General features: G+C 68.7%; 9 protein-coding genes. All 9 read right to left on the reverse strand.

Annotation, left to right across the window (positions count from 1 at the left end; all coding sequences use genetic code 11):
• Positions 1–86 precede the first annotated feature (86 nt).
• On the reverse strand, positions 87–1,550 hold the full coding sequence (locus AC51BJ_RS09350; RefSeq protein WP_496280044.1) for an efflux transporter outer membrane subunit: 1,464 nt from the start codon (positions 1,548–1,550) through the stop codon (positions 87–89).
• The gene (locus tag AC51BJ_RS09355) at positions 1,531–4,677 is read right to left on the reverse strand and encodes an efflux RND transporter permease subunit (protein ID WP_496280045.1); all 3,147 of its coding nucleotides are present in this window, start codon (positions 4,675–4,677) and stop codon (positions 1,531–1,533) included. Before AC51BJ_RS09355 ends, AC51BJ_RS09350 begins: the two co-directional genes overlap by 20 nt.
• 9 nt (positions 4,678–4,686) lie before the next feature.
• Positions 4,687–5,910, reverse strand: a complete 1,224-nt coding sequence (locus AC51BJ_RS09360; protein ID WP_425762594.1) for an efflux RND transporter periplasmic adaptor subunit — start codon at positions 5,908–5,910, stop codon at positions 4,687–4,689.
• 259 nt (positions 5,911–6,169) lie between these two features.
• A complete protein-coding gene (locus AC51BJ_RS09365) occupies positions 6,170–15,556 on the reverse strand; it encodes a hemagglutinin repeat-containing protein (protein ID WP_496280046.1) in 9,387 nt (3,128 codons plus the stop codon).
• Positions 15,557–15,558: 2 nt separating this feature from the next.
• Complete coding sequence (locus tag AC51BJ_RS09370; RefSeq protein ID WP_496280047.1) at positions 15,559–17,241, reverse strand: ShlB/FhaC/HecB family hemolysin secretion/activation protein; 1,683 nt, start codon at positions 17,239–17,241, stop codon at positions 15,559–15,561.
• Between the two features lie 117 nt (positions 17,242–17,358).
• On the reverse strand, positions 17,359–19,122 hold the full coding sequence (locus AC51BJ_RS09375; RefSeq protein WP_496280048.1) for an ATP-binding response regulator: 1,764 nt from the start codon (positions 19,120–19,122) through the stop codon (positions 17,359–17,361).
• Entirely contained in the window at positions 19,122–19,724 is a 603-nt protein-coding gene (locus AC51BJ_RS09380) for a response regulator transcription factor (RefSeq protein ID WP_419542110.1), read from the reverse strand. The genes AC51BJ_RS09375 and AC51BJ_RS09380 overlap by 1 nt, the downstream gene beginning before the upstream one ends.
• A 111-nt stretch (positions 19,725–19,835) precedes the next feature.
• Entirely contained in the window at positions 19,836–20,297 is a 462-nt protein-coding gene (locus AC51BJ_RS09385; RefSeq protein ID WP_430433210.1) for a cyanophycin metabolism-associated DUF1854 family protein, read from the reverse strand.
• Complete coding sequence (locus tag AC51BJ_RS09390; RefSeq protein ID WP_430433209.1) at positions 20,294–22,555, reverse strand: cyanophycin metabolism-associated ABC transporter; 2,262 nt, start codon at positions 22,553–22,555, stop codon at positions 20,294–20,296. The genes AC51BJ_RS09385 and AC51BJ_RS09390 overlap by 4 nt, the downstream gene beginning before the upstream one ends.
• Between the last annotated feature and the right edge of the window lie 66 nt (positions 22,556–22,621).

Below are 22,621 nucleotides of genomic sequence, written 5' to 3' on the forward strand. Positions count from 1 at the left end.
GACCGGCGGGAGGCCCTGACCGTTTCGGCAAAAAAAAGCGCGGGACAAGCCCGCGCGCAAATTCCTAGGAGGAGGAAAGGAATTCTTCAGCGTGAGGCAGTGGGGACGTTCTCCAGCTTCTCGTCGTCGCCACCGCTCTCGATGCGGCCGGACCAGCCACCGCCCAGCGCCTGGTAGGTGTTGACCAGCGCAGTCACGCGGTCGAGCCGGGTAGCGATGAGCTGGCGCTCGGCCGACAGCTTTTCGCGCTCGGCATCGAGCAGCACGATGCGACCCGCGCGGCCGGCTTCGTAGTTTTTCTCGGCGAGGTCGCGTGCCTTGGTCGTGGCGTCGTACAGCGTCAGCGTCTCGTCCATCGCCTCACGCGCGCCGCGTGCGGCGGACAGCGCGCTCAGCGCGTCGGCATAAGCCTGACGGGCCGCCTGCTGATAGGTCTGCGCGATCTGCGCGCGTTCGGCTTCGGACTGCGCAACGATGGCGCGCGTGCTGAGCAGGCCGACCAGCGGCTGCGCGATCGCTGCACCGATGTTCCAGGTGCGGGCGGACGACGACAGCAGGCTGCCCAGCGCCGCACTTTCACCGCCCAGGCCGGCCGTCAGCGATATGGTCGGGAACCACTGCGTGCGCGCCACTTCGACGCTCAGGCTGGCCGCCGCCAGATTGGCCTCGGCCGCGCGCACGTCGGCGCGACGCGCCAGCAGATCGGAACTGAGTCCAGCCGGAATTTCCGGCTGCACGGCGAGCGTGGACAGCGCCAGACCGCGATCCGGAATCCTTTCGACCAGTTCGCGCGGCGAGCGGCCGAGCAGCACGGCAAGCGCCGTTTCGGCCTGTTCGCGGCTGCTGCGCGTGGTGGCCAGAGCAGCCGCCACGCTGGCGCGTTCCGAGCGCGAGATTTCCAGGTCGTAGCGACTGATGGCGCCGCCGGCGAACTGCTTCTCGCGCAGCGCCAGAGCGGCTTCGCGCGTCGCCAGCGTCTGCGACAGCAGCGCTTCGTCGGCGTCGAGCGCACGCAGGCTGAAATAGGCGCGCGCCACCTGCGCCGTCACCGATGCGCGCAGGCCTTCGAGCGCGTAGCGGCTGGCCGCCAGTTGCTGGCGCGCGACGTCGCGCTGACCGGACAGGCGACCGAACAGATCCAGTTCGTAGGACGCCGAAATGCCGCCGAGCACCGTGTTGTACTGGCGTGAGCGGCCCGGTATCGGCCGCTCGTTGCTGTACTGCTGACGCGAGCCGGACAGCGACAGGCTGGCGTCCGGCAGGCGGTTGATGCGCACCAGATCGAGCGCGGCGCGCGACGACTGCACGCGCTGCACGGCGATCACGACGTCGTCGTTGCGTTCGAGCGCCTCGGCGATCAGACCGTCCAGCACCGGGTCGCGGAAGCTTTCCCACCAGCGGTCGATCTCGGCCGGCGTGGTCGCGGTCACCGCCGGCAAGTCGAGTTCCGGCGTCGGCTTCGGGTTCAGTGCGCAGGCCGACAGCAGGGCCGCGGCCAGCGCGGCCGACAGCAGCGTGCGGCGCGCCGGATCAATGATGTGCGTGGACATGGGGCGTCTCCGGCTTGTGCACCTTCAGCTCGTCTTCAGGCGTCGCCAGACGGCGATCGACGATGAGCTTGTAGAAGAGCGGCACGAAAAAGATGGCGAGGAAGGTCGCGGCCAGCATGCCGCCGATGACGCCGGTACCGACCGACACCCGCGCGCCGGCGCCAGCGCCGGTCGAGATGGCCAGCGGCAGCACGCCGAGGATGAAGGCGAGCGAGGTCATCACGATGGGGCGCAGGCGCAGGCGGGCCGCCTCGATCGCCGCGGCGGCGACCGGATAGCCTTCGTGGTGCTTCAGCACCGCGTACTCGACGATCAGGATGGCGTTCTTGGCCGACAGGCCGAGCAGCGTCACCAGACCGATCTGGAAATACACGTCGTTGGTCATGCCGCGCAGCCACACCGCCGCCAGCGCACCGAAGATGCCGAAGGGCATGGCCAGCAGCACCGAGAACGGCAGCGACCACTTCTCGTACTGGGCGGCGAGAATGAGGAACACCATCACCGCAGCCATGATCAGCGCCAGCGCGGCCGCACTCGACACGCGCTTCTCCTGGAAGGCGGCGCCGGTCCATTCGTAGCTCATGTCGCCCGGCAGATCCTTCACCAGCCGCTCGACCTCGGCGATGGCCTGGCCGGACGAATAGCCCGGTGCAGCCTGACCCATCAGCTTGACCGCAGGCAGGTTGTTGTAGCGGTCCACCGTGTCCGGGCCGGAGCTGTACTCAACCTTGGCGAAGGCCGACACCGGCACCATGTCGCCGGCCGTGTTCTTCACGTAAAGCCGGCCGATGTCCTCCGGCGTGCGGCGGTACTGGCTTTCGGCTGACATCAGCACCTGCCAGACGCGACCGAACTTGTTGAAGTCGTTCACGTAGAAGGTGCCCAGCGTGCCGGCCAGCGTGGTGAACGCATCGTCCAGCGGAATGCCCAGCGACTTCGCGCGTTCGCGGTCGACGTCGACGTAGAGCTGCGGCGCGTTCGGCCGCCACAAGGTCTGCAGGCCACCGGCCAGCACCGTGCTCTGATGCGAGGCGCCGACCAGCGCGCCCATGTTCTCGACCAGGCGCTTGGTGCCGCCGTCACCGCGGTTCTGCAGGTAGAACTCGAAGCCGCCGGTGTTGCCGAGGCCGAAGATGGCCGGCGGATTGAAGGCCAGCACCAGCGCCTCCTTGATGCCTGCGGTCTTGCCGAACAGTTCGCCCACCAGCTGCTGTGTGCTCATGTTCCGCTCATCCCAGTGCTTCTGGCTGACGAAGATGGTGGCCGCGCTGTTCTTGAAACCGCCGCCGATGAAGTCCATGCCGGCGAAGGCCATCACGTGCTCGTTGGCGGGGTTGGACTGGATGGCCTTCATCACCTCGGCCACCACCTTGTCGGTACGCTCCAGCGTCGCGCCGTCCGGCAGGAAGATGGCCGCGATGTAGTAGCCCTGATCCTCGTCCGGCACCAGCGAACCCGGCGTCTTGCTCCACAGGCCGGCGGTGATGATCACCATGCCGATGAACAGCACGACGCCGACCGCCGAGCGACGGATCATCCAGGTCACCGCACCGGTGTAGCGGTGGGTGACGCGAGCGAACCAGTCGTTGAACCACACGAAGATGCGCGCCGTGCTCTTGTGCTCGTTCTTCAGCAGCGCCACGCACAATGCAGGCGTCATCGTCAGCGCGACCAGACCGGACAGCACGACGGCGATCGAGATGGTCACCGCGAACTGGCGATACAGCTCGCCGGTCAGGCCGCCGAGGAAGGCGATCGGCACGAACACCGCGGTCAGCACCAGCACGATTGCAATGACCGGGCCGGTCACCTCGTGCATCGCCTTCAGCGCCGCTTCGCGAGCACTCAACCGCTGCTCGTGCATGATGCGCTCGACGTTCTCCAGAACGACGATGGCATCATCGACCACGATGCCGATCGCCAGCACCATGCCGAACAGCGTGAGCGTGTTGATCGAGTAGCCGAGCACATGCAGGCCAGCGAAGGTGCCGAGCAGCGACACCGGCACCGCCAGCACCGGAATCAGCGTGGCGCGGATGTTCTGCAGGAACACGAACACGACGATGAACACCAGGATCATCGCCTCGCCCAACGTCTTCACCACCTCCTTGATCGACACCTCGACGAAGCGCGTGGTGTCGTACGGAATGGCGTAGGTCATGCCGGGCGGGAAGCGGGTCGCCATGTCGGCCACCGCGCCCTTCACCTCCTTGGCCACGTCCAGCGCGTTGGCGCCCGGCTGCAGGAACACGCCCATCAGCACTGCCGGCTTGCCGTTGTAGGTGCCGTTGAAGTCGTTGTCCTTGGAACCCAGTTCGACGCGCGCGACGTCGCGCAGGCGCAGCTTGGTGCCATCGGCGTTCGAGCGCAGGATGATGTTCTCGAATTCCTCGACCGTGGACAGGCGGCCCTTGGTGGTGATGGTGTAGACCATGTCCTGGCCGCCGCCGGTCGGCGACTGGCCGATCTTGCCGGCGGCGAACTGCGCGTTCTGCTCGCGCAGCGCACCGGCGATCTCGGGCACCGTGACGCCGAGCTGGGTCATGCGGTCCGGGCGTACCCAGATGCGCATGGCGTAGTCCTTGGCGCCGAAGATCTGCACATTGGTCGTGCCCGGAATCTTCTTGATGTTGTCGAGCACGTTCAGCGTCACGTAGTTCGACGTGTAGAGCTGTTCGTGCGTGCCATCCGGCGAGTAGAAGGCCATCACCGCCAGGAAGGCGGACGAACCCTTCTCGACCACCACGCCCTGCCGGCGCACTTCTTCCGGCAGACGCGCGTCGGCCTGCTTGACGCGGTTGTTCACGTTCACCGCCGCCTTGTCGGGGTCGGTGCCGATTTCGAAGGTGGCGTAGATTTCGACCACGCCATTCGAGGTCGAGGTCGAGCGCATGTACATCATGCCCTCGACACCGGTGATGACGCTTTCCAGCGGTGCGGCCACGGTCTGCGCGATGGTTTCGGCGGACGCGCCCGGGTACACCGCGCGCACCATCACTTCGGGCGGGGCGATTTCCGGGTACTGCGCGATCGGCAGCGTGCGCATGGCGGCCAGGCCGGCCAGCACCAGCAGGATGGAAATGACGAAGGCAAAGATCGGCCTGTCTATGAAGAAGCGCGAAAACATGGCGGCTCCTTACTGCGCGGCCGGTGCCGCAGCACCTGCCGGCGGCTGTGCCGGCGCGGAGCCGTCGTCAATGCGCACCGGCGAGCCGGGCACGAAGATGCGCGCCATTCCGTCGACGATGACGCGCTCACCCGCCTTCAGGCCCTCGCGGATCACCCAGGCATTGCCCAGTTCGCCACCGAGCTGCGCCCATTCACCGAGCTTGACCGGTCGCGGCTGCGCCAGCGTCTTGCCTTCGGCTTCGGCGATCACGTATACGAACTTGCCGTTCGGGCTGTCGAGCACGGCGCGCTGCGGCACCGCGATCGCGTCCGGCCGGGTGGCGCCGGACAGCAGCACGCGCACGAACTGGCCGGGCGACAGCTTGCCGTCCTTGTTGTCGAAAGTGGCACGCAGCGCGAAGGCGCCGGTGCTGGTGTCTGCCTTGTAGTCCTGGAAGCCGAGCCGGCCGCTGCGCGGGAAGTCGCTGCCGTCCGAACCCCTGAGCTTGACCAGGAAGCCTTGCGGATCGAGCTTCAGCGCGCCGCGCGCGATTTCGTCGCGCGTGCGCAGGTATTCCACTTCACCGACGCCGAAGTTCACATAGGCCGGATCGGTCTGCGCCAGCGTGGTGAGCAGGCTGTCGGCACCGGCCACGGCAAGGCTGCCCTCGACCTTCAGCGCGCGGCCGGCGACGCCGCCCAGCGGCGCACGCACGTCGGTGTAACTCAGATCGATCTGCGCCTGCTGCAGTTGCGCCTCGGCTGCCTTGACCGCTGCACGCGCCAGATCGCGCGTCGATTGCGCGTCGTCGGCTTCCTTGCGGCTGGCCGCCTCGGCCTCCGCCAGCGGCTTCACCCGCGCGTATTCGCGCTCGGCCTGCGCCAGCTGCGCCTTTGCCTGATCAAGCTGGGCATCTGCTGAAGCGACGCGCGCGCGGTAGGGCGCAGCATCGAGCCGGTACATCACCTGCCCTTCCTTGATGCGCTGGCCTTCCTCGTACAGCCGCTTCTCGACGATGCCGGTCACCCGCGCCCGCACCTCGATCTCGCGCGAACCGGCCACCTGGCCGACGTAGTCGTAATGCACCGGCACTTCCTGCGGCGTCACGGTGAGCACCTTCACCGCAGCCGGCGGCATGCCGCCATTGGCGTGTCCGCTGCCTTCGTCCTTGCCGCAAGCAGCGAGTGCCAGTGCAAGCACCGTCGCCGACAGCACGCCCGTGCGCCGAATGAAATCTGCCCTTGTCATCATGATCGTTCCCGGAAATCGGGCGCGGTCTCGCCGCGCGTCTGTGGGGCACCCGCTATCCGGGTGCTCTTGTTCGTGATCGGATTATAAACATACATTCGTGTATGTTTAAAACAGGTCCGTGAAAAAAAATCGGCTCAGGCGATCTTCCCAGCCACGACGGTCGGGATCGTCCGTAAACGACACGGGGCAGCGCGCGCTGCCCCGTTTTTCTGCCCTGTCGGGCGTCGCTCGCGCACCCGCGCTCAGGGTGCCGCCCGCCTCATGCGCGCAACGCGATGGCACCCGGGCGCGGTCTGCGCACCGCGCAGACCCGGCGGCGGCGGCTCGAACGATGACCCCGCTCCGGCCGATGCAGCGGGCGGTTGCGCCGACGCGGCGTGCCGACTGGTCGCGACGCACCGCTCTGCGCGCGCGGATCGAGCGGGTTCTCCGGCGGCAGATGGGCACCGCCCTGCGGGTCCGCGTCGCGATCCAGATCGACCATTCTGACCGAGCGCTTCAACTGACCGGTCGTCGCATCACGCACCCACGTCTCCTTGACGCCCACTCGTGCGGCGTTGTCGAGATTGGCGCCCAGCTTTTCGCCGAGGAAGGCGCGGGCCCGGCTCAGCTGTTCGAGGGTTGGCTGGTAGTGACCGCTCATGTTGTCGATGTGCGTGATGTAACCGTCCTTGATCACGAGCTGGCCGGCCAGGGCCACCGGTTGCCCCGCTGCCAGGCTGGAATGATGGATTTCTCCGCTCTTCGGCTCGGGATAGGCGTAGATGCGCCCCTGCGCATCCATCACGAAGATGGGCATCACCTTGTTCTGTCCCACCAGATTCACCGGTGTGCGTGAGGGGTCCATCGCGCGGTAGAGCTGTCCGGTCTGCGGATCGACGGCCAGTTCGAGCAGGCGGCGATCGTCGTCGCTGAAATACACGACCTTGCGGTCGACCTTGACCTGCTTTTCCGCCAGTCCGTCCTGCTCACCGCGGAACTCGACCGGCAGTTCGCGCACCTGCAGTTGATTGGCCAGCGTACGCGGCGGCAGGAAGGTGGGCTCGACCCGCTCGGATCGCAGCTGCGCCTCGGACATGCCTGCAATCGGCGCAGCACCGGCCGCTCCACCGTACAGCGCATCGACCGCGGTATAGGGATCGTTGCCATCATAGCTCACGTCGGCGTAGGTGCTCGTGTCGCCGTCGCTGGCGACCTGACGGACGCGGTCGTACGACACGTCGGCGTATGCGATGCGCTCGCCGTCGGCGGACGATCCGGCACGCGGTCGTGCCGGTGCGTCAGCAGCGCCGACCGAAGGCGGTCGCACGCCGCTCCGGTTGCCGTCCGCGGGGTCATAGCCGGACACCGGGTCATAGCCGGACACCGGGTCGTAGCCCGACACCGGATCGTAGCCCGACACCGGGTCGTAGCCGGACGTCACGGTCGAATAGCCGGACGGCAGCAGCGCGAGGCGTTCGCCCTCGGCCTGGCCGTCACCGGCAGACGAAGGCGTACGCGCCCGCACGCCGGTTTCGCTGTCGCCGGTCGAAGGCCGGCGCGCGGCCACCCCGTCCGGATTGCCGCCGGTTTCGCGGCCGGGCTGCACCACCGGCTCGCGATCGCTGCCGGCGCGCGGTCGCACCGCCGGGTCGTCGCCGCTGACCACCGGACGACGGACATTCCCGTCGCCCCCCTCCGCCTCACCGCTGCCCGCACGCGGCCGCACGGCCGCATCGCTGTCTCCGGCCGAGGGCCTGCGCGGGGTGCCGCCGGCCACGTCGTCACCACCTGCGGTACTGCCGCGCCGCGGTGCCGCGACATCGCCATCCCCACCGGAACCGGTACGCGGCCGCACAGCGACCTGCGGACCGTCGGCGGCCTGTACCGGCCGCAGCACCGGCGGCGCGTCGGCGTCCGCCCGCGGTCGGACCGCAGGCGCCCCCTCGTCGCCGACCCGCACACGCGGCCCGCTGCCTTCGCTCACTGCAGCGGCACGCAGGCGTACCGTGGGCGCATCATCGGCCGGAGGGGCTTTCAGTGGGGGCGGCGCCGGCAGCGGCTCCGGGTCCTTGCGGCGCACGCCGCCCGGCGGCAGGTCGTCAACCGCTCGCCGGGCGATCGGCGTGCTCGGCGTGTCCGGCGCATCCTCCCTCCCGGACACGCGGTTGCGGACGACCATGTTGTCGGGGTCGCGGAAGATGTTGGAGCCCTTGACCAGATTGCCGCTGATGGTGCCGCCCTGCGCTTCGTCCGAACCAAGCGCACTGGCCACCGTGCCGCGCACGTCGATAGCCACCGTGGGCGCGTTGCGGGTGTAGGTCGTCACCTCGCTGCGGGTGACGGTGCCTTCGATCTTCATGCCGTCGCTGCCGGGCGCGGCGCTGACGAAATTCGCGCCCTGCTTCACCGTCAGCCCGCCGAGGCCGACCGCACCGCCGTCGATGCCACTGCGCTGACTCACGGTCTGACTGTCCGTGCCGGACGACTCCGCCTTCAGCATGAGGCCGGTGCTGCCTGCGTGGTTCAGCGCGTCGATCGCCTTGCCCTGGGTACGGTCGAAACGGTCGCCGGCGTTCATCTTCGGCGCGTCGCCATCGCTCTTCTTGTCGCCGCCGATATTGACCGATGACAGGCCGACGTAGGCATCGACACGGGTCGCGCTTTCCTTCACCCGATCGGTACGGGTTTCCACCGTGAGCTTGCCGCCGATCTCGCCGCTCACACCGCCGCCGGCACGGATATTGGCTCCGGCCAGCGTGGCGTTGCCGGCCACGTTCAGTTCGGTGCCGCCGGTGGTCTGGATCAGTGCGTTCTGGTTGGTCAGGTTGTCCTTGTCGCGCAGATCGACGTCGGCGTTCGCGCTGAAGCCGAAGGACTTGCCACCACCGCCCGAGGCCGCCGCATTGCCGCCTGCCCCGGCGGCGTCGCCGGTGCCGCTGCCGACGTTGCGGCCACCGGATACCGACAGGCCGCCGGCGACGTTCTTGGTGTCCTCCTTCTCTGTGCTCTGCGCGGACTCCATCAGCAGATTGCCGCCCACATTCACCCGCGCGCTGCGGGCCGAAGCCTGGGTGCCTTCCAGCCGGGTGTCGCCACCGCTGGTGATGGACAGCTGACCGCCGGACTGCAGCGTGCCGCCGCGGCGGGTATCCGTGCTCTCGTTCTCGCGCACCCGCTCGAAATCGACCGATGCGCTGCCGCCGCCGTCCTTCGCCAGATTCATGCTCTTGCCGACGTTCAGGCCTGCCTGCACGCCCGCACCATCGACACGACCGGTGCGCGAGGTGCTGCTCGACAGCGCCTGGAAGTCGATGTCGCCGCCGGCGGCCAGCGCGATATCGCCACCGGCCCTCACGTTGGTGCCCTGCAGCGTCATGTCATTGCCGGCCGACAGCGACGTGGCGCCGCCGGACTGGATGTTCACCCCGCGGCCGCTGCGGCTGCTTTCCTGGCCGTCGCCGGTGCGGGCGTTGGCCGCCACGCTGCCGCCGACACAGGTGAGGTCGAGACAGGCGCTGACCGACACGGTGGCGCCACCGGACGTGCTGGACGACGACGCGCTGCGCGTGTCGTTGGCCTGATCCAGCTTCAGGTCGCCGCCGGCCGCCAGCGACACGCTGCCGCCGGCCTTGACGCCCGAGCCCTCCAGCCGCAGGTCCTTGTCGGTGCGGATGCTCACGTTGCGGCCGGCGTCGAAACCGCCGACCACCGCCTGCGACGACGCGGAGTTCTCCTTCTCGTTGGCGCCTGCCGCGGTCAGCGTAGCGCTGGCCTCGGACGCCGCATTCACCGCCACGGTCAGCGATGAGTTGGCGCTCGACGTATCGCTGGCTGCGCGCCGGGTGTTGGCCGCGGCGCGGTTCTCGTAGGACTGCGCCGCGATGTCGATGTCGCCGCCGGCGCTGTAGCGCGTGCCCTCCTCGACCACATCCTTGCTCGCGCGCACGCTGACGTTGCCGCCGGCACGGATCTGACTCACCACCGCGCTGCTGCTGCCCTCGCTGCCCGAGAAGCTGGAGCCGGAGCCGCCGATCACCACCTGCGACTGCGGCGACGAAATGTTCACCTGCCGGACGTCGCCGCTGGCGATGCCGGCAACGGTACCGCCGAGGCCCGTGGTCACGCCGGCGGATATGCCGGCCTCGTAGGTACGTCCGGTCTGGCTGCTCGACGTTTCGTTGCGTGCCGCGATGTCCTCGATGCGGTCGGCTTCGAAGCTGATGTCGCCCTTGGCATTGAACTGCGCGCCCTCGCGCTTCAGCGTGCCGCCCGCCGTCACCGAAATGCCGCCGGCCGAGGTGATGGAGCTGGTCTGCGCGGTGCGGCTGCTGTCCTCCGTCTGCAGCGTGCCGCCCTGGGTCTTCAGACCGCCCATCACGCCTTCGGTACTGGCGTCGGCCGAAATGCCGAAGCGGTGCTGTTCCGACGACGACCTCGACTGCGTGCTGTCGTAGGCGGCAATGATGTTCACGTCCTTGCCGGCGGAAATCAGCGCACCGTCCTCGCCCGCCTCGATGTCCGAGCCCTGCAGCGTGACCGAGCCCTTCGTGGCCAGCACCGCCACCCCCTTGCCGCCGACCCGGCTGCCGGCATTCGCGGTGCTGCTGCTTTCGAACGAGCTGGTGCTCTTTTCATAGCCGCTGAATCCCGACGCCGAGAACGGCGTGCCCTTGCGCGCATCCGAGGTGCTGTTGGACGTCGCTTCGGCGAAGAAGCCTTCGCGCTCACTGCTGCCGGACGCGCTGCTCTGCAGCGCGATGCTGCGGATGTTCACGTCGCCCTCGCGCGCACGCAGCGCGGCCACGCCCTCGCCGCCATCGATGTCGGAACCGAGCACGTCGACATTGCGACCGGCGTCCAGCAGCACGCCCTGCCCACCCATCACCCGCGCACCGCTTGCGGACTGCGTAGTCACCCTTTCGCTGTTCGCGGTACGGCTCAGCACGCCGCGACCCTCGGTGGCGTGTTCCATCCGGGTTTCCAGCACCAGCGCGCTCACGTTCACGTCGCGGCCGGCCACCAGCGCGGCGGCGCCATCGGCCACCACGTCGGCACCGGTGATGTTGATGTCCTGACTGGCGTTGAGCAGCAGGCTGCCACTGGCCACGATGCCGCCACGCGGGCCCGCCACCGTGTAGTAGTTGCGGCTGTCGCCGATGCGCTTGGTTTCGGTGATGTTGTTGATGTTGCCGGTCAGCGATTTCAGCGACACGTTGCCGCCGCCGATCAGGCCGCCGATATTGTTCAGATCGCCGCGCGACACCACCTGCAGCCGCGCATTCGCGTTGATCTCGCCGCCGCGGTTGGTGAAGCTGTCGGCAGTGATCATCGCGCGCTCGGCCAGCACCTGGCTGGTGCTGCCCGCGGCGCGGGTGGCGTCGGTCAGATAGACCACCGGCACCAGCACGGTCTTGCCGGCCACCTCGGTCGCCACCATCCACACGATGTCCTGCTTCAGCGAGGCGATCTGTTCGGCGGTCAGCGCGGTGCCGAGGTTGAGCTGCAGCCGCTTCGCCTCGGCCACCGCACTGTCCATCAGCATGGCCTGCTGTTCGTAGTCGCTGTAGGCGGTGCGCAGCAGTGCCGCGCCGGTCTGCGCCTGCACCTGCTCGCGTATGAGCCGCGCCTCGTAGGCGGCGTCGCCGAAACGCAGCAGGTAGTTCTCCGGCTGCAGGCCGAGCTGCGCCATCAGGTAGTCGGAACCCAGATAGGGGTTGTCGAAGGAAACGAGCAGCGGATTGGTTTCCACCAGATAGCCGGCGGACGGGTCGCTGGCCTGGACGTAGCGACCGTTGGCGCCGGTGGGCAGCTGCAGCGAGGACTGCGCCGGCCCGCTGGCCTGCACCTGCTGACGATCCGGCGCGTCGAGTCCGCGCGCGCCGATGGCGCCATCGATGACCGGCGACGCGGCGGAAATGCCGCCGCCGGTGCCGGTATTGGTGAAATTGCCCACGCTGGCGACCAGCGTGCGTGCCTTGACCGTACCGCTCACCCCGGGGCCGAAGGCGTCGCCGAGACGCACGAAACCCGTCCAGTCGGTATCGGTATAGCCGGTCAGGTAGGACGACTTGCCGAGCCAGTTCAGCTTGTCGCAGACGCTGCCAGCCAGTCCGTCGGTATGGCAGGTGTACTTGCGGATCACCTCCCTGCGATAGGTCTGGGTCGCCATTTCCAGCGACGTGTTGCTGAAGCTGCTGACCGCGGCATTGCTCAGCCCGGCGATGGTAAGCGTGTCGGTACTGCTGAGCAGGCCGGCTTCGTTGCGGCCGGCATCGGTGCGTATCGTCAGATCGCCGGACTCGACCGTGATCGACGGCGTGGCCGCGGCGACCGCGGCCGGGTCGCGCAGACGCTCCTCGTAACGATGCACGACATACCAGTCCTGCCTGACCTCGCCCAGGTCCTGCAGGAAATAGGCCTTCTGACCGGCGTAGTAGTCCTCCTGGTTGTTGTTGTACACCGGGAAGAAGCCGGAGTCCTGATTGGACCGGTCGCCGCGAAGGTCTGCGTTCCAGCCTATCTGGTCGTCGCGGTCCCAGCTTGCGCTCTCGCTCAGCGGACTGCCCGTTTCGACTGGACGGCGATAGAACACGGTGGCCGGATCGGCGTAGGCGTTGCCGGTGAAGCGGCAGTTGGCGAGGCGGTCCGGACAGATCTGCCAGGTTTCACCGATGAAGACGAAATCGGTCGCGGGCCGGGTCTCGAAGGCGTTGATGAAGCTGCCGACCTGGATCAGCAGATGCTGTCCCACCGCTTCCACCTTGCCGTGGTTGCGGAAGGTGCGGGTCGCGGCCGCCGCATCCAGCCCGCCGATCAGCGACTGGTTGTCGGCGGTGCCGGCCCGCGCGCTACCCATCAGCAGCGTGGCGCCTGCGCCATTGACGATGAGGGCGCTGCTGCCGCCGGTCAGCGTCATGTTGCCGGAGCTGTACATCAGCCCGTCGTTGCGCAGCGTCGCACTGTCGCCCACCGTGACGGACAGCCGGTCCGAGCCGCCGACGAAACCGGCCGCGGTATTGGTGAAGCTGCCGTAGGTCGAGATGGCGAGGCTGGAGCCGGCTGCCGGATCGCCCACCTCGGCATTGCTGATGCGACCGGCGTTGACGAAATCACCGTAGATGTCGAGCTGGGTGCGGGCGCTGCCGGTCAGCGTGCCGGCGAACTGGGTGCAGTCGGCGCTGAAGATGCCGGTCGAGCAGAGCTGGTTCAGCCGGAGCGTGGACTGGCCACTGCCGCCACGGAACACCGCGCCGCTCTGGATATCCAGTCGGGCCAGTTCGAGATCGAAGGCGTTGGCGATCCAGGTTGCGCCGGCGTCCAGATAGATTTCGAAGGCGCTGCCCGAATTGAAGTCGTCGCGCTCCGCGCGCACCGTGCCGCCGACGTCCAGCCGCGATCCGTTGGCGAAGCGCAGGAAGGTCATGCCGCGCCCGGCGGCGCGCTGCACGAACTGCAGGTCGCCGCCGACCGCCACGGCGCCGGCGAAGATTTCGTCCTGACCCAGTTCGGTGAAGCGCAGCACCGCGTTGCCGCCGGCACCCAGCGCGTAGTTCTGCACGCCCGCGGTCGAGTCGTGGGGCGCCAGCACCAGCCGGCGCGCCGCATCGGCCAGCAGATCGCCGTCGCTCACTGCGACGCCGTTGCGCGCCACCGTGAGGTCGCGCCCGGCGGACAGGGTGATAGCTCCGCCGGATGACAGCAGCACGCCGTCGCTGTCCGGGTCGGCCGATCCGCCCAGCACCAGGTCGCGGCCTGCGCTGACGCTCAGGCTTGCGCCGGCGTCGTAGCGCTGACCGGCGGCGAGCACCAGATCCTGGCCGGCGGACAGGGCCATCGCCCGACCGGCCACGCGCAGACCCGCTGCCGAGTCGTTGAATACGCTGCGGCCGGTCAGTGCGGCGTCCCGCTCGGCATAGACGGTACCGCCCAACAGGATCAGGCTGTCAGCGGCCAGCGCAATGTCGTCGACGCCATACAGGAGCGCATCGGCCCCCAGCGTGAGCGTGGACAGCGCATCGGCATCGACCACCCCCGCCACGGTTTCGCCGGCGAAATCCAGCGTCTGCGCGCGCAGCCGTGCGATATCGCCGGCCGACCACTGCGCGCCGGCCTGCTGCACTGCAGCGGTCGCCGCGACCGTCAGATCGCGCTCGGCATACAGCCAGGACGCGGTGCGTCCGGTCAGCGAGGCGGTGTCGATGCGGATATCCCGGCCGGCCTCGACGCCGCCGTATAGCGTGATCGCCGTACCGGCGGACAGGCTCACGTCCCGGCCGGCCGCAACACCGGCTTCACTGCTGGCGGCAAGCGTCAGCGTGTCGTCCGCCGCGACGGTCACGTCATTCACTGCGCGCAGGCGTGACGCCGACAGGTCCACGGTCGCTGCGCCCAGCGCGAGTGCGCTGCCGCTGCCGCGGCTGGTGAGCTGGGCCTGACCAAGCCGCAGCGCATCACCGGCCTGCAGCGCAAAACCCGCACCCGCGTCCCAGCGCGCCGCATCCAGCGTGGCCGACCCCGCAACCGTTACCCGGATGTCACCGCCGCTGTAGCGGTCGGCGTCGTTCCCGCCGGCATCGTCCAGTTGCGTGCCGCTCAGCGCCATCGACGCCTCGCCGCCCAGCAGGCCGTCGTCAAGTTCAAGCGCCTCGTCGCTGGCGATGTCCAGCGCGCGACCGGCGAACACGAAGGCGTCGCTGCCACTGGCGCCGCTGCGCCCGGTCGTCACCGGCCCGGCCGCCTGCGCCGCGATGTCGCGCGTAGCGCTGATGCGCCCGCTCAGCGTGAGACGGCCGGCGGCGTCGATCACCACGTCATCCACGGTGGCGGCCATGTCGCCACGCGCTGTCACGCCGACACCGCGTTCGGTGGACATCAGGCGGATGCGGTTGGCGTACATGCCGCCGAGCGCGGCGACGTCGATCGATACGGTGGGCGGCACGTCCGACGACACGGAACTGTCGACGGTGGTGACGCGGCCGGCATAGGTCTGGTCGAAGCGGCCAGTGGTGGCCGCCAGCGCCTGCGCCCAGATCGGGCCATCCACCCGCAGCGAACGGGTGAGCAGGTCGAAATAGGCCGCCTCGCTGGCGTCCAGGCCGTCGGCGCCGACCAGGATGTCGCCCTGGCGCACCTCGAAGCCGCCCAGTCGCCCGTCCTGTTCGAAGCTGGGCAGACCGGTGCTCAGCGTCACCCGCGGCGTGTTGATGAAGCCGCAGCCATTGCAGGTGATGCCGTACGGATTGGCGATCACCAGCTCGGCGGCGCGACCGTGGATTTCGATGTAGCCGTTCAGCTGCGAGCGGTTGGCCGATACCACCTCGTTCAGGATGACGGTGGCTGCACGGCCCTGCAGGTTGGCGTTCTCGCGCACGGTGCCTGCCAGCAGCGAACGCTGCACCTCGGTCGAGTTGTTCAGGATGAGGCCCTGACGGTCGACGTCGAAGCTCTGGTAGCGGTTGTGCGACACGCCAGCTGCGTTGGCGCGCGCGATGTCGACCAGCGGCACGCCGTTCGGCGTCAGCTCGACCTGGGTACGGTTGTCCGCCGCCACCGGCGGTGCGGAAAAGGCCGGTACCGAGGGCAGGCTCATCACCAGTATCAGCACGCGGGCGATCGTGCGGCGGGCGGGCGTAACGGCGGCAAAGGGGGTGAGTGTGCGGATCATGATCAGAAATCCACCGAAACACGGAAATGGGCGTAGCTGTCGTGGCTGCCGAGCCGGCTGGGCAGCACGGTGGGCGCCGACAGGGCGAGCTGGGCGGCCAGCGGGCCGCGATTGACACCGACGCCGACCGTGACGCCGGCCAGCGTGCCGCCGTCGCCGACCGCGTCGGCGCGAATGTGGCCGATGTCCCAGCCGACGAAGGGGCGCAGCCGGGTGTCACCGAACTGCAGCGGGAGTGCGGCCTCGTTGCGCAGCCACCAGCCGGAATCGCCGGCGATGCTGTAGCGGCGGAAACCGCGCACCGAGAACGGGCCGCCGATGAAGAACTGTTCGGTGCCGTACAGCGTGTCGGTGGCGCGCTGGGCTGACAGCGAGGACGACAGCGACAGCGTCTGCCGGCCGACCGGCAGCGAGGCCGAGGCCGACGCATTCAGCACGATCTTGTCGAACTGTGCACGCGGCGCATCGCTGTCCTGTGCCGCCGCATCCTTCAGCGCGCCGAAGGCGTCCAGGCCCTGCACCCAGGCGATGTCGCCGGACAGCAGCAGGCCCGCGACCACGGTGGACGCCGACACGCCGAGGTCCAGCGTGGCGAGCTGGCGCGAACTGGCGGCGATGCGGCTGCCGTTGAGCGCGTTGCGCGCATCCTTGAACGCAAGATTGCCGAAGGCCGACAGCTTGCTGTTGCGGTCACGGAACAGCACACGGTCCGCGCGCAGGCCGTAGGTGGTCGAGGTGCCCGAGGTATTGAAGGTGGTGACCGCGCCACGCACCCGGCTTGCGTAGTCGAACTCGCTGACCGTGCCGGTGAAGGTCCAGTAGCCCCAGGGAATCGAGTACAGCATGGACACCGACTGCGACAGCCGGTCGTCGTGATCGGCGTCGGTGTTGAGCCGGCCGGACAGGTTCAGGAAATCGTTGAGACCCAGCGGGTTGTCCACGGCCAGCGCGGCGGAGGCCAGCTCGCGCCCGGTCGACTGCGAACCGGTGTTGTCCGCCGCCAGATTGACCGACCAGCGTTTGCGCGGCCGGTTGCGCACGACGATGGTCGAGGCGCCGGCCACGCCGCCCGGTTCGATGTCCATCGTTGCGCTGTTCGAACGCAGCCGGTTGATCTGGTCCAGTCCCTGTTCGATGTCGCGCAGATTGAATACGCGGCCGCTCAGGCCCGGAAAGGCGGTTCCCAGATGCACGCCCTCGCCGTCCAGCCTGAACTGTTCGATCAGGCCCTCCAGCACCAGCAGCTTCAGCGTGCCGGAGCCCAGATCCTGTTCCGGCAGATACACCCGCGTGGTGGTGTAGCCGCGCACCACATAGTGATTGGTGATCGCCTGCATCACCGCGTTGATCTGCGCCAGGCTGATGCAGTCGCCGATACCGGCCGCGGTCAGTCGGGCACGGTCGGCCTCGTCCAGCAGCGTGGCGCCGTCGAGCTGCACGCTGCGTATCGCGAAGCAGCCCCCGGCGGCAGCCGGCCGAGCCGGCTCCGGCTGCAGATCGGCGCCTTCGCTGCGCGGCCGGCGACGCTCCAGGTCTTCGCGCTCGCGCGCCTGGCGCTGCTGCTCCTCCAGCAGCAGGCGCTGCGATTCACGGATGGCGCGATCGACATCCGCCTGCTGCGCGAACGCGGCAGACGACAGCAGCAGGATCAGAACGGCGGAGGCGGAGCGGGCGATGCGCAACATGGAAACGGTCTGTCGGGGGATGACCGATTCTGGCGATTGCGCCGGACGAAAAAATCGTACACCTGTAGCACTGCAGCCCGCACACCGGTACCGACCGCATCGCGTGCGTGGCGCGCGTCACGCCGCCGGTTCGAGCAGATAGTCCAGCAAGGCGGCCAACCGGTGCGCCGGCGTCGGCTTCTGCAGCAGCGCGAAGCCGGCCGCCCTCGCCTCGCGCGTCCGCGCCGGGTCGGTGTCGCCGGTGATCAGTGCGGCCGGTATGTCGCACCGGTGATGCGCGCGCAGTGCGGCGATGGCGTCGATGCCGGTGTGGCCGCCATGCAGCCTGAAGTCGGCCAGGATGGCATCCGGTGCCGGGCCGTCCAGCGCAATGGCGGCGGCGGCGCTTTCCGCAAGCATCACGCCGACACCCCAGGACCGCATCAGCGCGGCCAGCGCCTCGCGGATGTCCGCCTCGTTGTCGATCACCAGCACGCGACGACCGCTCAGCCTCTGCGCGGCGGTCACCGCCACCACCGGCAGCACCGGCGGCGGCGCTTCGCCGCGCGGCAGCGTGATCGAGAACACCGATCCGCGGCCCGGCTGTGACCGCACGCTCACCGGATGCGACAGTGCGCGCGCCAGCCCGTCGACAATGGACAGGCCGAGGCCCAGCCCCTTGCGCCGGTCGCGCTCCGGATTGGCAAGCTGGTAGAACTCCTTGAACACGTCGCCGAGGCTGGCCGCCGGAATGCCGATGCCGCTGTCGCGCACCTCGACCACCAGGCTGTCGCCCCGTCTGCGGCAGGCCACCAGCACGCCGCCCTTTTCCGTATAGCGCAACGCATTGCCGACCAGATTGCGCAGGATGTGCTCGAACAGCGCCGCATCGGTCACGCCGTGGAGCGGTGTCGGCCGGAAGCGCAGCGCCAGTCCGCGCTCGGCGGCGATCGGCGCAAATTCGCTCTGCAGCCGGGCGAAACAGGCGGTGAGGGGCACCGATGCGCACTGCGGGCTGAGCGCGCCGGTTTCGATGCGCGCGTAGTCGAGCAGATTGTCGAGCAGCAGACCCATGTTGTCGGCCGCTTCGCGCATGCGGCCATTGAGCTGCTGCATCGCCGCCGCGTCCTGATGATGCGCCTGGGCGTCGATGAACAGAGACAGCGCCTGCAACGGCTGGCGCAGATCATGGCTGGCTGCCGCCAGGAAGCGGGTCTTGGCCGCGTTCGCCTGTTCCGCCTGTTCGCGCGCGGCAGTGGCCTGTTCGCGTTGCGCCGACACCTCGCGCAGCAGTTCGAGGTTCTCGAAACGGAGCAGGATGGCAGCGCGGATCGAGCGGTTGTTCAGCCAGGCGAAGATGAGGCAGATGACGACGAAGCCGATGGAAATGAGCGCAAAGCCGCGCATGAAACCGTCGTCCGACTGCAGGCAGCGGAATGCGATCGGCAGGATGGCGGGCAGCGCAAACACCGCGTACGCCGGGTAATAGACCGACAGCGAGGACACCGACGCCGACACCAGTCCGGCCAGCACCACACCCACCGAGGCCATCTGCAAGGGGTCCGGCCCGGAGAACAGCCCGCCCATGACGCCCCAGAGCAGACCCGACAGACCGGCACCTGCCGCGAAGGCGTTGGCCCATCGCGCCGGATGCACAATCTGCCCGCGCTGCCGGCGCCACAGGCCGACCAATGCCATGCGGCCGGCGGTCAGCAGCGCCAGCACGCCCAGCCAGGCGACGAAGGGCGCGCGCTCGACCTGGTCCCACACCATCAGGGCCAGACCGGAGGCCGCCAGTGCGTTGCCGGCGTAGATGGACGGCGCGTGCCGGTAGAGCAGTTCGACCTGTTCGGCGAGCAGCCGGCTGCGGCTTGACGCATCCGACGGCTGCGCCACCGCCATCAGATCAGGCCCTTGTCGCGCGCGGCACTGACCGCCGCCGTGCGGGTGTCCACATCCAGCGCGTGCAGGATGGCCGACACGTGCGAACGCACGGTGAACTCGCTGCTGCCCAGCTGCTGCGCGATCTGCTTGTTGGTCAGACCCTCGCGCATCAGACGCAGCACGTCCATCTGGCGAGGCGTCAGCACCACTTCAAGGGCGCCGGACGGGCGGCCGGCGACCACCGGATTGACCGGCTGTCGCATCAGCGCCTGTTCGATTGCATCGCGCATGACAGCGAAGCTGACCGATTTCGGCAGATAGCCACGGGCGCCCGCGGCGATCGCCTCATCGATCAGTGCCGGCGTATAGGTGGCGGACACCACCATCACCGGACTGCTCGGAAAACGCTGCCGGAAGGCGCGTATGCCGCGCAGACCGTTCATGCCAGGCAGTGTGTGGTCGAGCAGGATGAGGTCGAATCCGGCTGCTTCGTCGTCGAGTGCCAGCCCGGCTTCGCAGCTGTCGACCTCGGTGACGGTCAATCCAGCATCCAGACTTTGCAGCAGCGTTCGCAGTCCCTCGCGGAACAGCGCGTGGTCATCAACGATGAGGAAGTGCATCGGTCCTGGGGGAAGGCGTTTGTTGTTCTGGGTCTGTCGGGCCGGATTGTAACGGCCGGACTCCCGAGACAACGCAGCGGCGCGTACGTTCTCCGCGCCGGCCGCGGCGCTTCACAGGAAGCGGTCGAGGATGCGCCGGCTGGCCCGGTCGAGCGCCTTCATGTCGGCGACTTCGTAGTGGATGCCGTGGCTGTCGGTGATCAGCAGCCGCGCGCCGCCCAGGCGGCGGATGTCGTCCTCGCTGCGCAGCGTGAAGCGGGTGGCGCCGCGGTCGGTCACGATGTCCCAGTCGCAGGGCGTGGAGAAGCTGGATACGCCGGTGATGCTGCGGATGCGCGGCATGAATTCGCGGCGCGACAGTTCCTCGTCGAGCAATGCGCGGCTGGCGGCGTCGAGCGCATCGGGCGCATCGAGCCAGGCCAGTTCGTGGCCGTCGGCCGACATCAGCGCCACACCCTCGCCCGGCGCCGACAGCGGGAAGGCGCGCACCGGCTGCACGCCGGCGTGGCGCTGGCCGGTCGCATCGACGAAAACCAGCAGGCCGTGTGCGTCGCGTTCGAGCGAAATCGTCATGCCAGCGCTCCTTCCGCGGCGTCGGCTTCGGCCAGCCGCTGCTGCGCCATGTAAAGCCGGTAGTAGTGTCCTTCGCGCGCCATCAGTTCGTCGTGCGGACCGACTTCGACGATCTGCCCGCGGTCGAGCACGACCAGGCGGTCGGCCTTGCGCAAGGTGCTCAGGCGGTGGGCGATGGCCAGCGTGGTACGGCCCTCGACCAGATTGTCGAGCGCGCGCTGGATTTCCTTCTCGGTCGCGGTATCGACCGACGAGGTCGCCTCGTCGAGTATCAGGATGCGCGGATCGATCAGCAGCGCGCGCGCGATCGAGATGCGCTGTCGCTCGCCGCCGGACAGCGTCTGGCCGCGCTCGCCCACCATCGAGTCATAGCCGTGCGGCAGGCGCAGGATGAATTCGTGCGCGTGCGCCGCGCGCGCCGCCGCGATGATTTCGGCGCGCGTGGCGTCCGGCTTGCCGTAGGCGATGTTGTCGGCGATGGTGCCGAAGAACAGGAAAGGCTCCTGCAGCACCAGGCCGATGTGACGTCGGTACTCCGCCACCGGCAGCGCGCGGATGTCGGTGCCGTCGATGCGTATGCTGCCGCCGGACACGTCGTAGAAGCGGTTGATGAGGTTCACCAGCGTGCTCTTGCCGGAGCCGCTGTGCCCGACCAGGCCGATGAATTCGCCCGGCGCGATGTCGAGATCGACGCCGCGCAGCACGGCGCGGTTACCGTAGCGGAAAGCGACGCCGCGCAGTTCGATGCGGCCCTGCACCCGTTCGAGGTGCACCGGCCGCGCCGGCTCGGGCACGCTGGAGCCGTGGTCCAGGATGTCGAAGATGCGCTTGGCGCCGGCCGCCGCCTTCTGCGTCACCGACACGATGCGGCTCATCGAATCGAGGCGCAGGTAGAAGCGGCTGATGTAGGCAATGAAGGCGGTCAGCACGCCCACCGTGATGTGGTCGCGCCCCACTTGCCAGATGCCGAAGCCCCAGACGAACAGCAGGCCGACCTCGGTCAGCAGCGTCACCGTCGGGCCGAACAGCGACCACACGCGGTTCACCCGGTCGTTGGTTTCGAGGTTGCGCCGGTTGGCGGCAGCAAAGCGGGCCGATTCGCGCTTCTCCTGCGCGAAGGCCTTGACCACGCGGATGCCCGGAATGGTGTCGGCCAGCACATTGGTCACCTCGCCCCAGATGCGGTCCACCTTCTCGAAGCCGGTGCGCAGCCGGTCGCGCACCGTGTGGATCATCCAGGCGATCACCGGCAGTGGCAGCAGCGTCACCAGCGCCAGCCAGGGGTTGATCGAGAACAGCACGACGGCGGTCATGAACAGCATCAGCACGTCGGTCGCGAAGTCGAGCAGGTGCAGCGACAGGAACACGTTGATGCGGTCGGTTTCGGCGCCGATGCGCGCCATCAGGTCGCCGGTGCGCTTGCCGCCGAAATACTCCAGCGACTGGCCCATCAGGTGGTCGAAGGTGGTGGTGCGCAGGTCGGCACCGATGCGCTCGGACACACGCGCCAATATATAGGTGCGCGCCCAGCCCAGCGCCCAGCCCAGCAGCGCGGCGCCGAGCAGCCCGGCCAGGTAGGGCCACACCGCCGCCGCCGTGATCGGCGTGCCGGTCTGGTGCGGAATGAGCACCTTGTCCATCAGCGGGATGGTCAGGTAGGGCGGCACCAGGTTGGCAGCGGTGGACGCCAGCGTCAGCAGGAAGCCGGCGAACAGCCGCCCGCGGTAGGGCCGGGCGAAACGCCACAGCCGCAGCAGCGCCCAGGTCGAGGGCGGGCGCGTCGTGCTGCGTTCGCACAGCGGACACTCGTCGTCGTCCGGCGGCAGCGGCGCCTTGCAGCGCGGGCACAGGCCGTCCTCGTCCTCGACCACGTGGTCGGGATGGGCCAGCCGCTCGATCTGTCGTGCGTGCTGGTCGGCCAGCCGCAGCGCTTCGGTGTTCAGCGCCAGCGTGTAGCGCCAACCGGCGAGGCGACGTTCGCTGTCGTGCAGCGCCAGCGTGCCGACGCCGGCGTGGTCGTGGTGCTGGAAGTGCTGGCCCACGGCCAGCGGCCAGCTGCGCCACTGCTCACCGGCGCAGGCCAGCAGCCGGCGGTCGGTCAGCACCAGCAGATTCGTTGCGAAATGCAGCGTCTCGTCGAGATCGGTCTGCAACCAAACCTGAACCGCCTCACCCGGCTGCAGTTGCGCCGTCAGCCCGCTGCGCCACGCCTGCGGCAGGTCGTCGGGGAGCAGGCGGTCGTCGGTGGCGCGGGTCATCGGGGCGGTTTCGGGCGGCAAGAGTGCGGAAAGGAACGCATGAGGCGGGGCCGGCGACGAGCACGC

The organism is Methyloversatilis sp. S146-33, from assembly GCF_059552495.1.